Source organism: Evansella cellulosilytica DSM 2522, assembly GCF_000177235.2.
In the GTDB taxonomy this organism is placed as follows: Bacteria; Bacillota; Bacilli; order Bacillales; family Salisediminibacteriaceae; genus Evansella; species Evansella cellulosilytica.
Genome location: NC_014829.1, coordinates 2,521,841 through 2,535,549, shown reverse-complemented (window position 1 = coordinate 2,535,549; position 13,709 = coordinate 2,521,841). Strand labels below are relative to the sequence as shown.

14 protein-coding genes and 1 riboswitch are annotated in these 13,709 nt (G+C 33.7%); of the genes, 7 read left to right on the top strand and 7 right to left on the bottom strand.

The window, feature by feature from the left end; genetic code table 11:
• Positions 1–71 precede the first annotated feature (71 nt).
• Positions 72–884: a Cof-type HAD-IIB family hydrolase gene (locus tag BCELL_RS11615; RefSeq protein WP_013488937.1), complete on the bottom strand. Its 813-nt coding sequence runs from the start codon at positions 882–884 to the stop codon at positions 72–74.
• Positions 885–1,035: 151 nt separating this feature from the next.
• Positions 1,036–1,124: riboswitch (cyclic di-GMP riboswitch) on the top strand.
• Between the two features lie 84 nt (positions 1,125–1,208).
• On the opposite strand from BCELL_RS11615, the gene BCELL_RS11610 reads away from it, so the two are divergent.
• Both BCELL_RS11610 and speD read left to right on the top strand, forming a co-directional pair.
• A complete protein-coding gene (locus tag BCELL_RS11610) occupies positions 1,209–2,918 on the top strand; it encodes a methyl-accepting chemotaxis protein (RefSeq protein WP_013488936.1) in 1,710 nt (569 codons plus the stop codon).
• Positions 2,919–3,054: 136 nt separating this feature from the next.
• The gene (gene speD / locus BCELL_RS11605; RefSeq protein WP_013488935.1) at positions 3,055–3,876 is read left to right on the top strand and encodes an adenosylmethionine decarboxylase; all 822 of its coding nucleotides are present in this window, start codon (positions 3,055–3,057) and stop codon (positions 3,874–3,876) included.
• 208 nt (positions 3,877–4,084) lie between these two features.
• Here speD and BCELL_RS11600 read toward each other — a convergent pair whose 3' ends face one another.
• The 3 genes from BCELL_RS11600 to BCELL_RS11595 form a co-directional block, all read right to left on the bottom strand.
• On the bottom strand, positions 4,085–4,339 hold the full coding sequence (locus BCELL_RS11600) for a hypothetical protein (RefSeq protein WP_013488934.1): 255 nt from the start codon (positions 4,337–4,339) through the stop codon (positions 4,085–4,087).
• A 68-nt stretch (positions 4,340–4,407) separates the two neighbouring features.
• Positions 4,408–4,536, bottom strand: coding sequence for a hypothetical protein (locus tag BCELL_RS23200; RefSeq protein ID WP_280964352.1), 129 nt, complete (start codon positions 4,534–4,536; stop codon positions 4,408–4,410).
• Positions 4,537–4,541: 5 nt separating this feature from the next.
• Positions 4,542–5,015, bottom strand: a complete 474-nt coding sequence (locus BCELL_RS11595) for a hypothetical protein (protein ID WP_157184194.1) — start codon at positions 5,013–5,015, stop codon at positions 4,542–4,544.
• A gap of 200 nt (positions 5,016–5,215) precedes the next feature.
• On the opposite strand from BCELL_RS11595, the gene BCELL_RS11590 reads away from it, so the two are divergent.
• The 3 genes from BCELL_RS11590 (at position 5,216) to BCELL_RS11580 (ending at position 9,791) form a co-directional block, all read left to right on the top strand.
• On the top strand, positions 5,216–6,058 hold the full coding sequence (locus BCELL_RS11590; RefSeq protein WP_013488932.1) for a polysaccharide deacetylase family protein: 843 nt from the start codon (positions 5,216–5,218) through the stop codon (positions 6,056–6,058).
• A 200-nt stretch (positions 6,059–6,258) separates the two neighbouring features.
• On the top strand, positions 6,259–6,462 hold the full coding sequence (locus BCELL_RS11585) for a hypothetical protein (protein ID WP_013488931.1): 204 nt from the start codon (positions 6,259–6,261) through the stop codon (positions 6,460–6,462).
• Between the two features lie 260 nt (positions 6,463–6,722).
• Positions 6,723–9,791: an efflux RND transporter permease subunit gene (locus BCELL_RS11580; RefSeq protein WP_013488930.1), complete on the top strand. Its 3,069-nt coding sequence runs from the start codon at positions 6,723–6,725 to the stop codon at positions 9,789–9,791.
• A gap of 48 nt (positions 9,792–9,839) precedes the next feature.
• Here the strand turns inward: BCELL_RS11580 and BCELL_RS11575 are convergent, their stop codons facing one another.
• Positions 9,840–10,106: a hypothetical protein gene (locus BCELL_RS11575; RefSeq protein ID WP_013488929.1), complete on the bottom strand. Its 267-nt coding sequence runs from the start codon at positions 10,104–10,106 to the stop codon at positions 9,840–9,842.
• A gap of 155 nt (positions 10,107–10,261) precedes the next feature.
• Here BCELL_RS11575 and BCELL_RS11570 point away from each other — a divergent pair, with 155 nt between their 5' ends.
• Positions 10,262–10,459, top strand: a complete 198-nt coding sequence (locus tag BCELL_RS11570; RefSeq protein ID WP_013488928.1) for a YfhD family protein — start codon at positions 10,262–10,264, stop codon at positions 10,457–10,459.
• A 104-nt stretch (positions 10,460–10,563) separates the two neighbouring features.
• On the opposite strand, the gene BCELL_RS11565 is transcribed toward BCELL_RS11570, so the two are convergent.
• Positions 10,564–11,115 carry a GNAT family N-acetyltransferase gene (locus BCELL_RS11565; protein ID WP_081457291.1) on the bottom strand — a complete coding sequence of 184 codons (552 nt, stop codon included), beginning with the start codon at positions 11,113–11,115 and terminating at the stop codon, positions 10,564–10,566.
• Positions 11,116–11,444: 329 nt separating this feature from the next.
• Here BCELL_RS11565 and BCELL_RS11560 point away from each other — a divergent pair, with 329 nt between their 5' ends.
• Positions 11,445–12,179, top strand: a complete 735-nt coding sequence (locus BCELL_RS11560) for a hypothetical protein (protein ID WP_013488926.1) — start codon at positions 11,445–11,447, stop codon at positions 12,177–12,179.
• 112 nt (positions 12,180–12,291) lie between these two features.
• On the opposite strand, the gene BCELL_RS11555 is transcribed toward BCELL_RS11560, so the two are convergent.
• Positions 12,292–13,512, bottom strand: coding sequence for an EAL domain-containing protein (locus BCELL_RS11555; RefSeq protein ID WP_245547017.1), 1,221 nt, complete (start codon positions 13,510–13,512; stop codon positions 12,292–12,294).
• Positions 13,513–13,709 lie beyond the last annotated feature (197 nt).

Here is a 13,709-nt window from a genome sequence, read left to right as displayed (position 1 = left end):
GATACCACTTTTTACAAAAATATAAGGATGTATCACAAGGTGACTGATTACCTCATGATACATCCTTATTTTTACAATGTATTTAAAATATATTTTTCTACAACTGATGCAACGCCTTCATTTATATTTGTGTCCGTAACATAATCAGCTATTTCCTTTATATCTTCTGGCGCATTCCCCATCGCCACACCTAGACCAGCAAATTTAATCATTTCTAAATCGTTATAGCTGTCACCAACAGCAATTATTTCACTACGATTTATGCCTAAGTGATTAATTAATTTTTCTAGACTAGATCCTTTCGTTACCCCCGGCTCTATAAACTCAAGGAAATAAGGCTTAGATCGAAAAATGCTGAGTGAATCACCTAATTCTTCTTTTAACTTATTTTCGACTTTAACGAGCTTTTCAGGGGCATGGCACATTAATACTTTTACAACTGGCTCTTGGATTGTATCGATAAAACTGGATACTTCCTTAATAGGTAACCCGGTAATTTTAGCCTCAATCTCTGTGTATTCATTGTTCTTATCTGTAATAATAGTATCTCCTATATACGAGTGAATAAAAACATTTTCTCTTTGACTAAGTTCATATAAGTGGTGAACTGTTTTCGGGTTTAACGTACTACTAAATAAAGAATCGTCTGTTTTACAATTGATTATCTTTGCACCATTAAACGGTAAAATGTAACTCCCATACTTGTCGAGAGATAATTCTTTCACTAAATGTTGCATAGCAAATGTTGGTCTACCAGATGCTAATACTACTTTGACTCCAAGCTCTTGCGCTTTCATTAAAGCTTTTTTAGTGTGGTTGCCAATAGTTAAGTCTTCAAGTAATAATGTGTCATCTAAATCAAGTACAATCATGGAATATTTCATGTGTTACATCCTTTCTCATACAACAATTGAAACAATATATCAAATGTCGATATTTGTATTAATTTAAGTTTTTTTATATTTTTTTGTAAAAAAATGTTGTTAGAGGTATCGTTTTTCGTTACTATATTACTAGAAATACTTTATATCATAATTTTGATAAAGGCAAACTATTTCGAAAGGATAGGACGCAAAGTCATGGGTCTAAAGCTAACGCATTGCAAAGACCGCCAGACTACCAAGACACTTTTTGGCTATTCTTTTTTTAGGATAGTTTTTTTTTGTAAAAATACATAATTACTCACAACATAAGAGAGGGATTACATCATGAAAAGCTTTTTTAAGAGATTTACCTTTACATGGAACGCCAAATTAAGAACAAAATTACTATCAAGTTTTATATTAATTTGTATTATTTTTAGTATTGGGAGTGTTGTTTCGTTTACTAGTATGAGGAATACAAATCAATCTTATGATTACTTAATAAATAATGTAATGGAAATAAGAAGTGTCTCATCTTCAATTGAATCAAATATTAGTCAACAAACGAGTCATTTTCGTGGATACTTTTTAAATGGTGATATAGAAGATTTAGACCGTGTTACTGAATTAAGTCAAATTGGAAGTGAGTTAATAAATAATGGGTTAGAGCTAAGCACGGTCGAAGAAGTAACAGACAGTCTCACAATCTTGCAAAACTTAAATAATAGTTATAGTAACCAAGTTGAAGATATAACGACTAATGGTATGGGGAGTAGTGATACATCTAACCGAGACTTAGTTCTATTAGAAAATAGAATGATAAATGAGTCACAACAGTTAAATGATTTATTAAATGAGATTGTAGCAGAACATAGTGAACAAACAACAGCTGAATCAGCAACAGCGATGATACTTATTTTAATAATAAGTGCTGTAGCACTTGTGATAGCTATTGTTGGTGGATTTATTATTTCAACTATGATTTCGAAGCCAATTGTGAAGCTAGCCCAAATCTCTGAAAGGTTAGCAGATGGTGACTTAACAGTTGATTCTCTTACAGTGAAAAGTCGTGACGAGATTTATGTTTTAAATGAATCTTTTAGGAATATGACAAATAACTTTAGAAAAATGGTAGCACAAATTGCGTCTAATACTGATCAAGTAGCTGCATCTTCTGAACAATTATCAAGTAGTGCGGATGAAACTACGAAAGCAACGACAACAATTACGGGATCTATTCAATCAGTTGCTACAGGTGCTGAGACACAAGTGCAAAGTACAGGTGCAGCAAAGGAAGTAGTAAAAGATATTGCTGTAGGTATGAAACAGATCACTGAGAGTGTGGAATTGGTTAGTAGCTTTGCGAATGATGCTGGTGATAAGTCTAATAACGGTAAGGTCGTAATAGAAAAAGCTATGAAACAAATGGATAAAATCAATTCGAAAACTGCTGAAATATCAGATGTAGTGCAACAATTGGGAGATAAATCAAAAGAAATAGGTTCGATTATATCATTAATTACAGATGTTGCAGAACAAACAAACTTATTAGCATTAAATGCAGCAATAGAGGCTGCTCGTGCTGGCGAGCACGGCAGAGGCTTTGCTGTCGTTGCAGACGAGGTAAGAAAGTTAGCTGAACAATCCAATAAATCTGCAGAGGAGATTAGACATTTAATTCACTACATTCAAGAAGATATTGATCGCTCTGTTACTATGATGGGAGAAGGTAGAGAGTCTGTAGAAGGTGGTTTAACTTTAGTGAATGACGCTGGAAACGAGTTTGAAACAATATCGTTGTCTGTAAACGATTTGACAACGCAAATTGCCCAAATTTTACGTGCTGTTAAAGAAAATACGGAAGGAACAAATAAAATGCAAACATTTATTGAGGAAGCAGCAAAAATTGCTGAGGAGTCAGCAAGCTATTCTCAAAATGTCGCAGCGTCAACAGAAGAACAAATGGCCTCTATGGAGGAAATCTCTGCATCTGCTGAAACGTTATCTAGTATGGCTGAAGAATTATTAAATGAAGTGAGAAAATTTAAAGTTTAATTCAATGTTCAAGGTTGTTCTACGCTATAGCGAGAACGGCCTTTTTCTTTATTTAAATTTGTTTTTATTTATAAATAAATGGGTAGCATAAATATAAACTGTACAGAAAGTGTTTACTCAAAGAGGGGGATCAAAAGTGAGTTTAACGCATGAACAGCGTATTCAATTACATGAATTTAACAACTTAACGAAATCATTAAGCTTTAATATGTATGATATATGCTATACGAGAACGAAAGAAGAAAGGGAAGCATATATAGAATACATTGATGAACAGTATAGTGCAGAGCGGTTGACGAAAATTTTGAAAAATGTTGCCGAGATTATCGGAGCACATGTTTTAAACGTAGCCAAACAAGATTACGTACCACAAGGTGCAAGTGTGACGGTATTAGTTTCAGAAGGTCCAGTAGTGGAAGTACCGACAGATTCTTTTGATGAATCTCCAGGACCGCTGCCTGATTCGGTTGTCATGCAGTTAGATAAAAGTCACATAACTGTTCATACTTATCCTGAGTATCATCCAGATGAAGGGATTAGTACGTTTAGGGCTGATATCGATGTAGCTACTTGTGGAGAAATTTCACCCTTAAAAGCGTTAAACTACATGATTCACTCGTTTGACACAGATATTATGACGATGGATTATCGTGTTCGGGGATTTACAAGAGACATAAGTGGACATAAGCTTTTTATTGACCATGATATTAGTTCGATCCAAAATTATATTCCTGAAGAAGTGAAAGAACAATATGATATGATTGACGTCAATATATATCAAGAGAATATTTTTCATACGAAATGTAGAATTAAGGATTTTGACATAAATAATTATTTATTTGGCTATAAAAAAGAACATCTAACGAGTGAACAAGAAAAAGAAATTACTGAACGACTTCAGTTAGAAATGGATGAAATATATTACGGTAGGAACATGGGATGGCGTGAAAAAAAATAAAGAAAAAGGGTTTTGCTAAGTTTTTAAATTTCCTCTAAGGGAATTCTAAGCGCCCAGTAAAATAAAAACATTTAACAAGCTTCGGCTAGCTAGTTAAATGTTTTTTATTTATATTCGTCTTAAATGATAATAAAACGCCCAAGTATCATGGGACGTGGGTTCTCACATCACCTTAAAGTTTGCTCATATTATAGAACGAGCATTTTTATCAACTTTTTCTAGGGTTATGCTCTGCAAACTTTACAAATGATTTTTCATCCTCGATAAGACCACATGATCCACATTGTACTTTATTAACTGGTCCTTGATAAGCTGTATGGAAGGCGTCTAAATTGTCGTTCGTGTACGTGTTGACGACTTCCCCTGTTAGTGGGTCCATTTTTACTGGTGTAGCAACTTGTTCAATAATATTAAATCGGGACCGATTCGTTTTACAGCTTGGACATAAATATGGACTTGACATATATACCACCTCCATATTTATTATTGTCAAATGAATACTATTCGATACAGGAGGGGAATATTGGACCTTCAATTTGAATCTGGTTCAGGCAAATCCTCAAATTCGGTAAAAAAGTATATAAATAAAATTAGCGATATTCCGATGATAAAGCCTAATGTCTTTGATGGACGAGTAGTGGGCAGATCAGTTAAATGCATTTCACTCACTTCCTTTGGTATTTATTTGCAATACTTGGATCGAAGTTTAACAACTTGGCAACGAGCATATTAAAGTTATCTAGATCATGAAATAATGAAGGCACTTTAGGTACCATTCTTTCAACCCCTAAAAGAGGTCCACCTGCATTAATAGTAAACCCGAATGGTGTTAATGCACTCCCAGTTATAAAAAATTTATCTTGTAATAGTTGCTTTGCTATTAAAATGTCAATAACATCTATCGTCAAGTTAACTAACGGATTTCCTGTTTTGCTTTCTATTCTTCTCGATCCAGTAATCGGACCAGCCATTGTTACTCTAAATCCTCTCGGAGTAACAAATACACCCATTATAGTTATTTGCCCAGTTAATAATAAAATGGCGGTTATTATTCCAAGGTTTCGATGAATGATTCTAATAAGTTCCAACGTTGCTTCCACATTACCTTCTTGATTTTTTTCATTGTCTTTTGCTGTCACTTTCACCACACCCTCTTCCAATATTGTATTCTAAAAGACAATTTGTCGTTCTAATATTATTCGTTTATTTTTAAATTTTTCTATAACACCTATTTCAGAATTTGTAGAATAAAAAAATTAGTTTAATTTAAAAATAAGCTTGAGTAATATCCGAAGCTTTTACGAAGAAGGAAAAACGTGATGAAAGAGGAGTGTAGTTTATGGGATATGGTATTTTGCGAGTGACGTTAATAGCGATGATGTTTTTCAGTTTACTACCGTTTATTTATGCTCACGCAGAGTTTGAGAAGGTAGCCGAACCAGTATGGTGGTGGAACAAAGATAGACAAAATGAAGACATACCCAACCCTGAAGGAGGCCCTGAAACAGAAAGGATTCGTCAACCTGTATCAAATATATTATTACAACAGCGTTATCCGAATATTGTAGTCTTACAAGGTGATTCAGGAGATAACCGTGTTGCACTTACGTTTGATGATGGTCCTGATCCTAGATACACAGAGCAGGTTTTGGATGTCCTAAGTGAATTTAACGTGCCTGCTACATTTTTTGTAATGGGAGCTAGAGCAGAGGCATATCCAGAAATTGTCCAGCGGACTGCGGAGGAAGGGCACATCATTGGAAACCATACATATTGGCATCCAAACTTAGTCGATGAAAATATTGATACACTTGAGAGAGAAATAACCGAGACAGAAAATGTATTGGCTGAAATAATAGGCTATAGAACGAGTTTGTTTCGTGCACCATATGGTTTTCTTGATGATGAGTTTGTTCAAAAAATTGGAGAAATGAATTACTCAGTTGTAGCTTGGTCGGTCGATTCGCTAGATTGGCAAGAGGATCCAGCAGATGAGATTGCGTATACCGTACTCAGTAATACGCATCCTGGGGCCATTATTTTGATGCACGATGGTGCTGAATGGGAAGGAGACAGAACAAATACAATAGAGGCTTTAAGACAGATCATTCCATCGTTACAAGAACAAGGAGTTGAATTTGTAACAGTACCTGACCTACTAGGAATTCCATATCAACAATAATTAACTCGCTAAATGATGAAAATGTTTTTATGGAGGGAACTGACAAGGTTAAAGACCAACCTTTTTCAGTTCCCTATGATTTTGCCTTAGAGTTCCCTCACGTCCCTTAAATAAAGTTAGAATTTATAGCCTTTTACTAGTAAAAGCTTCTATGATAAAGTATAATAGCGTTAGTTTTTATATATGTTTGGGGGATATGTATGAATTACCTACCACTAATTATTATTAGTGCACTCATTTGTATTGCTGCACTTATTGCTACAATCTATATTGGAATGAATCCAAATGATAAAAATTATACGAAAAGCACAAAGCAAAGAATGTATATCCTATCGGGAATATATGTTGTCACTTTTGTTCCAGCAATAATATTTACATTACTATATTTTTATTATAAAGGCTGAATACACAGTAGCGTTTTAAGGAGTTTAAATTCCTTAAAGCGCTTTTTATATTTATGTAAGGAAATTACGGTTGGAAAAGTCATCATAACTGTCCACTTTTTTAAGTCAACACTTATTCATAGGCTTAAATAAAAATACGACTATAGACTTACATCATTTACTTCCGCAGACAAATGTTTTTCACTTCTTTGCTATATACAATGATAATAGAAATTTATTCCAGTGATATTTCATTGTTATAGAAAAGAGGAGAGAATTTTATGGGATTATTAAAGTTTATTGTACAAAGAAAAATTTTAGTCGTTTTACTTGTTTGTTTGATTTTAATTTTAGGAACATATGCGATGACAAAACTAGATAAGGAATTGTTTCCATCAATTGACTTTGATGTAGCTTATGTAGAGGTCGATGCTGGTGAATTAGCTGCCATTGAAGTAGAAAGAAACATAACGAGTCCTTTAGAAAGTAGACTCCAAACAATACAAGGAGTAGAAAGAATAGTGTCATCTTCTGGAATAGGTAGAAGCTCTATCCAATTAATGCTAGAAGCGGGGAGCGGGGAAGACGTTCTACAGGAATTAGATTCGATAGTAAATAGTACTACTAATTCGATGTCACAGGTAAATGAAGTTTATACAGGACTTTATGGTACGAACCAAGACTATGAGTTTTTTATGGACATATCAGACGGGAACATGGAGGAAATGTCTTACTTTGCAAAAAATATAGTGAAGCCAAGGTTAGAATCTCTTCGTGAAGTAAGAGATGTATCAATAGTAGGGTTAGAAGAAAAAGAAATGCTCATTTTATTTAATCGAGAAGAATTACAAAAAAATGATCTGAGTATACCGGATGTATTAGGAGAGGTACAAAAAGCAAACAGTGAAGTAACGATGGGGCAACTCATAGGTGAGGTCGATACCCCAACTGTTCGCTGGAATAGTTCACTACATTCAATTAATGATGTAAAGGAGATCAAAATACCTTTACACACTGGTGGAAGTATACAGTTAAGTAGTGTTGCAACTGTAAGTTTACAGGAAAAAGAAAGTGCATCTTCCGTCTGGAAAAACGGTTCAAAAGACTTTATATTCATAGAGGTTGGGCGTGCTGCAAACACAACACAAATAGAAATGGCAGAAGCTATTCGTGAAGAGGTAAATCTCATATTTAAAGAAGGGTTAGTAGACGGATTTTCTTTTAATGAAGTAGTTGCACAAGCTGATTATGTCCAAGATTCGATTGAGGGAGTAACAAGTAATATTGTTATCGGTGCAATTATTGCGATCGTCATACTGCTACTATTTTTAAGAAATATAAGGGCCACCTTTATCATAGGGCTATCTATACCAACGTCTATATTACTCACATTTTTAACGATGTGGCTATTAGATTATAGCTTTAATATGCTAACTTTAATTGGACTGGGTTTAGGTATCGGTATGATGGTCGATTCATCTATAGTAATATTAGAATCTATTTATCGGAAAAAGGAACAAGGTTATCATCATTTACAGGCAGTATTAGAAGGTACAAAAGAAGTTGCAACTGCTGTTATCGCATCGATGCTAACGACGATAGTTGTGTTTCTTCCGATAGGTATTATCGGTGGTGAAATGGGTCAGTTTGTTCTTGTACTATCAGCAGTTGTTGCAATAACACTCATTAGCTCAGTTATAGTAGCCTTCACACTTATTCCATCACTTTCAGAAAAATTGTTAACGATTAGGAAAAACAAAGGAAATAAACGACAACGTATCATGAACACATATGGAAGATTAATTTCATGGACAGTTCGTAAAAAACGGCATAGTGCTTTAGTCATTCTAATGTTTTTCTCTCTATTTGTTGGATCACTTTTCCTTATAACAAAAATACCAATGACAATTATGCCTGATGTATTAAATCGTTATGCAGAGATTGGTGTTGAAATTGAAACTGGAGTAACACCGAGTGAGAAACAAACAATTGTGAGCAAGGTGAGTGAAACGGTAGCGGGAATTCAGGACGTCGAGTCAAACTATGTCATGGATAATGGAAATCTTCTATATTTAATTATTAACATGACAAAGGATGATGATGTTACACGAGAGCAAAAAGAGGTGAACGAAGAAATCTCTCGTTCATTACGAAGTTTGCAGGAAGACTATCCTATTCGTGGTGTGTTTAGCTTAATGGATGGCGGAGGCGGTTCTCCAGTTCAGTTAAATATTAAAGGTGAAAACTTTGACACGTTATCTGATATCGCTGACGATGTAATTAATAACTTAAATAAAATTGATGGTGTAGTTGGTACTACAAACTCGATGGAGCGCATGTCTACACAAGAAATGATACATCTCAATGAACTTGCTCTGGAAGAGGATAATATATCTAAAACTTACATTATGCAATTTATAGAACAGCAGTTTAGTGAGTTTCCTTTAGGAGAGATAAATAGTGAAAATGAGATGATTGATTTGGTTGCTTCTTTAGAGGAACCTATTGAAATAAAGAGTGACTTATTAAATCTCCCAATCCAAACCTTGAATGGGGAAAAGAAATTATCTGATTACGTTCGTTTAGAAACTGTGAATGTACCTAATGAAATAAGACATGAAAATGGGGAAAGATTCCTATCTATTACTGCAGATATTGAGGGAACAGATTTAGGAACTATAAATAGAGAGGTGCAGTCGTTAATAGAAAATTACGAAGTACCAGCAGAATATACCGTTTCAGTTGCTGGAGATTTAGAAGCACAGCAGGAACTAATGATGGAAATGTTGCTCGTATTAGTGATTGCGATATTTTTAGTGTATTTAGTGATGGCGGTTCAATTTAATCATTTTATTCATCCGTTTATCGTTATGTCTGTTATACCAATGACAATAGTTGGTGTTATTGCTGGTCTATTCATAACACAAAGAGAGTTAAGCGTTATTTCAGCAATGGGAGTCATTATGCTCATAGGAATCGTATTAAACAATGCCATACTATTAATAGATAGAACGAATAAACTAAGATTAGCAGGTTATAGCATGCAAGAAGCTATTATTGAAGCTGGTAAAAATAGAATTCGTCCAATCTTTATGACAACTTTTACAACAGCAGGGGGGATGCTACCATTAGCATTAGCAGTTGGTACGACTGGTAACTATCAAGCGCCAATGGCTACGGTTATCATCTCTGGTTTACTTTTTTCAACTTTTATAACGCTGCTACTAATTCCTGCAGTTTATCGCTTAATATCATCAGCTACTAGCATTTTTAAGAGAAGAAAAAATAAGGACGAAAATAAGGAAATAGTAAAACATGATAATAATGAAGATTCTGTTGTTTCATTGTAACTAAACGTGAAAGGAGTTAAAAAGTATTACATACTTTTTAGCTCCTTTTTAACTTTTTGCAACAATTTCCTTTGTTTTTATTTTAAGCTTTTTAAATGAACGTTTTATTACACCTTTAACATCAATCCAACTTTTTGTAGGCACGTAATTATTTTCAAATTCCTTTGCACTACAAGGGTATTGTTCCCCATTTAACTCTGTTACTAGATAATCCCCTGGTTCCCCTTTTAAAGTGCCTTTTGATGAATTTATAGTCATTTCCCTTGTGATTTTAACAGCATCTACAATGATTGGCTTCCTCCGATACTTAGCCATCTTTACCCTCCTTCTATTCAAATCACTTTGTTAATTAATATATTCTAAAGCGAAAAATGTGTGAATTTATCATTTTATCCCATCATTATCCAAATAAAATAGTACATAAGTGTAGTTTTTATTTCAAAAAATATAATAGGAAAAGAGGTGAAAATATGGGACGAGCACATAAACAAAAAGCAAGAGATAAAAATAAACAAACGTTACCACAAACACCTAAAAAGGATATTGCACGAGATGAACAAGATTTAGAGGTGGCGAAAGAGGTAGATGCCATTTATGAACTGCATTCTAATCCAGGCTATTCACCTACAAAGGTAATGAGAAAACATAGAAGCGATGAAGAAGGATAAAACCTCTTAATAGTAATTGAAGGTAAAGACGACTTACCTTAAGAGCGATTCAGAAGGTCCATAATGACATTTTGAATCGCTCTCTTTTCAACATGACCTTTAATTTAGTTTAGGTGATTCGTTTCTGACAAAATAGATTGTACATCATCCCAACCATAAGCACATTCTTTTAATTCTTTTCCACCTATCATCGTATTTTTTTCATAAACTTCCTTTCCTTGCATTCGCTCAAAAAAGAAGCATGAATTATGAGGTTTTAACGTCCAAAGTGCCATGCTATTGTGATGTTGTGATGCTAAATGATAAGCTACGCTTTCTAATAACTTTTTTCCAAATCCTTGTCCTTGTAATTCTGGAACTAGGTAAATCCCATATAGTTCCCCAGTATATTTAATCCTAAGACGCGGATCTCTCATTGTACCACCTAATGCAAACCCAATAATTATATCTTTTTCATTTACGACTACATAATTCATCGTACCTCCGCTAATTGTTTTAGGAAGGTCGTTCTGCCACCTATTTTCACGGTCAAGATAGTTCATATTATCAATTACTTTTGCTGGAAAATGGTTTTTATATGCTTCGCGCATACTATCAACTTGTACTTTCGCTATACCTTTCCAATCATTTACAGTTGCTTGTCTAATCATCATCATTATTTCCTCACTTTACTCATTAATCATATAACTACGATAACAGTTTTTTTATTGCATTTCATCCTTATCTACACATTAAAAATAGTACGTATAATATTTTTAAAAAAGTATACATATCGCTAACATGTTGAGAATGACATAATAGAGGTGTTTCTGTATAAGCACTTTACTGTAAAATAACAATAAAACAATATAGAATATGACATAAAGTGTAATGGAATGACTTTTTTAAAATAGGCCATGTCATACTCTGTTGTTGACCTTTCGCGAGATCAACATTAGCCTTTAACAGAGCCAAAAAAATAAAAAAAAACGAAGGTGTTGTTTAAATGAAGAATACAGGTATATTCATTTTCGTTTTGCTATTGCTATCAGCTTGTAGTGATGGTATTGAGAAAAAAGAACTTAATAGGGATGCTGAAATTGTAGGCTATACTTATTCGATTTATGAGGAAAAACAGATGGCATTAGTACATGTTGATGATTATCGCAATGAAAATGATTCTGTCAACTCATATAGTACTGAATATGCATATGCTTATATTGTAGAATTAACAGACGAGACGGCAATAGTAAATGAAGATAATGAAGAAATCGAATTGGAAGAGTTATCTTACGGAAATGTGGAAATCTGGGTAAAAGAGGAATTTATAAAGGAACGTACAAAAGTAAACTTTGATGATGGTCCTTTTCATTCTATTGATACCTTCCCTGTATATACAGCTGAAAAGGTAAAATATTTCGGAGATATATTAACAGAACAAGATGTACTCAATAATCTAAAGTCATACGGCGAAGGAATGTATACAGCAGTGTTATTTTTTGATAGTAGTGAAAGTTATCAAGACAATATAGATGAAGCTGACGAGTTTATGGATTTGATATCAAAATCACATATATTTGAAACGGGTTCAGTTGTTACTGGGATTGATGGACCTACGGAAGATGCTTTATTATTAGGTATCGATCAATTCCCTAGCTATGTTTTATTCGATACAGACGATGTTATTATGATTACGGGTGATTTTGATGAAATCAAAGGGTTTACTAGTGAAAGAGAGTGAATCATAATATCGTTGTTAATGTTTATCTTTCTGCGGGGAAACCATACGTGCATGGGATATTTTAATCCCCGCAGAATAACTAAATATAATTGCAGTGGTTATGATTATTTTATTAGAGTAGTGCATCTTGTTCGTACAAGAACGAATAGGGAATATCAATAAATAAAAATAACCCGTTTTGTAGTGGATGAGAATATGTTCTAATCATTTCATCTTTTTCAATATCAGTGTATAAATCGGACAAGATACCTCTTTTTTCAAGATCCATTCTAACGATATTTTCAATGAAATAAGGACGCCAACTCCAATTTTTTTGTCTAGTTTCTCTTTGGAGTATCCAACCATGCTCTCCTTTCACCGCATTTGAGGATTGCTGAAAACCATCGTGATCACATATGTATACTCTGAAAGTATAGTTTTCCATTGCTTCAGCAATTCGAAATACAATTTCGTCTATATTATTATTCATATTGATGTTTTTTAAAATTTCTTTTAAAGATAAGCTAAGTTTTTCAGTTAATAAGTGCTGTGCAGCAATTTTTTTTCGCTCGTGTTCAATAAATAAGTGAAATTCTTTTTTTATTTTTGTCTTACAAAATTCTGGTTCAACAAAGTCTCCTTTAGGTCTTCCTAAATAATAGCCTTGATAATAGCGTGACCCGTTGCGCCATGCAAAGTTTAACTTAGCATAATTATCTATACCTTCAAATAATAAAGTTGACCCTAGCTTTCTCGTTAATAAAGACAGTGAGTAAAGTACATCGCGATATAGTTCGGGAAAAGTATCTCCTTCTAGGAATCCGACATTTACTTTTACAATGTTAGGCTTTAAATTAGCTAATCTCTCAAGGTTAGCAGAAGAAATACCAACATCTCCGATTGCTATATTTACTCCAGTACTTTGAATATAAGTAATTAAATGTTTTATGTCAGAATAACTGTCTGCATAATCCTTTTCCTTCAATTCCAAAACTACTCGGTTTAATAATAATCCTCTATTTTTATAGTAATTAAGCTTTTCCATTAAATAATCGCCGTCATCTTTTAACAACGATTGCATGTTAATATTTAAAACTATATAAAGTTCAGGTGATTCAATGAACCTTTCTAATGCCATGTTTTGTATAACGTCATCAATTTCATCACGATATTCATCTGGGATAGATTCATCATTAAAAAATGAGCCCAAACTTTGCGGGCCATTCTTTGTGAGCATTCTAGCAAATACTTCATAACCTACAACGATTTGTTTATCAGCACTAATAATCGGCTGATAATGAGGAACAATTTTATCTTTATTTAAAAGAATATCTAATGGATCCAACGCAATCACCACCATAAATACCTATTGAGGCACTGTAAAAGGTAAATAGCGGAGGGACTGAATAAGGTAAAAAAACGACCTTTATCAGTGCCATCAAATATCGCCCTTTTTTAGTGCCCTCTACCTATTACTAGGGAGTCTGTATCATTATAACATAGCATCAATTTGTTGTACGAAGTGACAAAGATTTTTAATTCTTATATGGT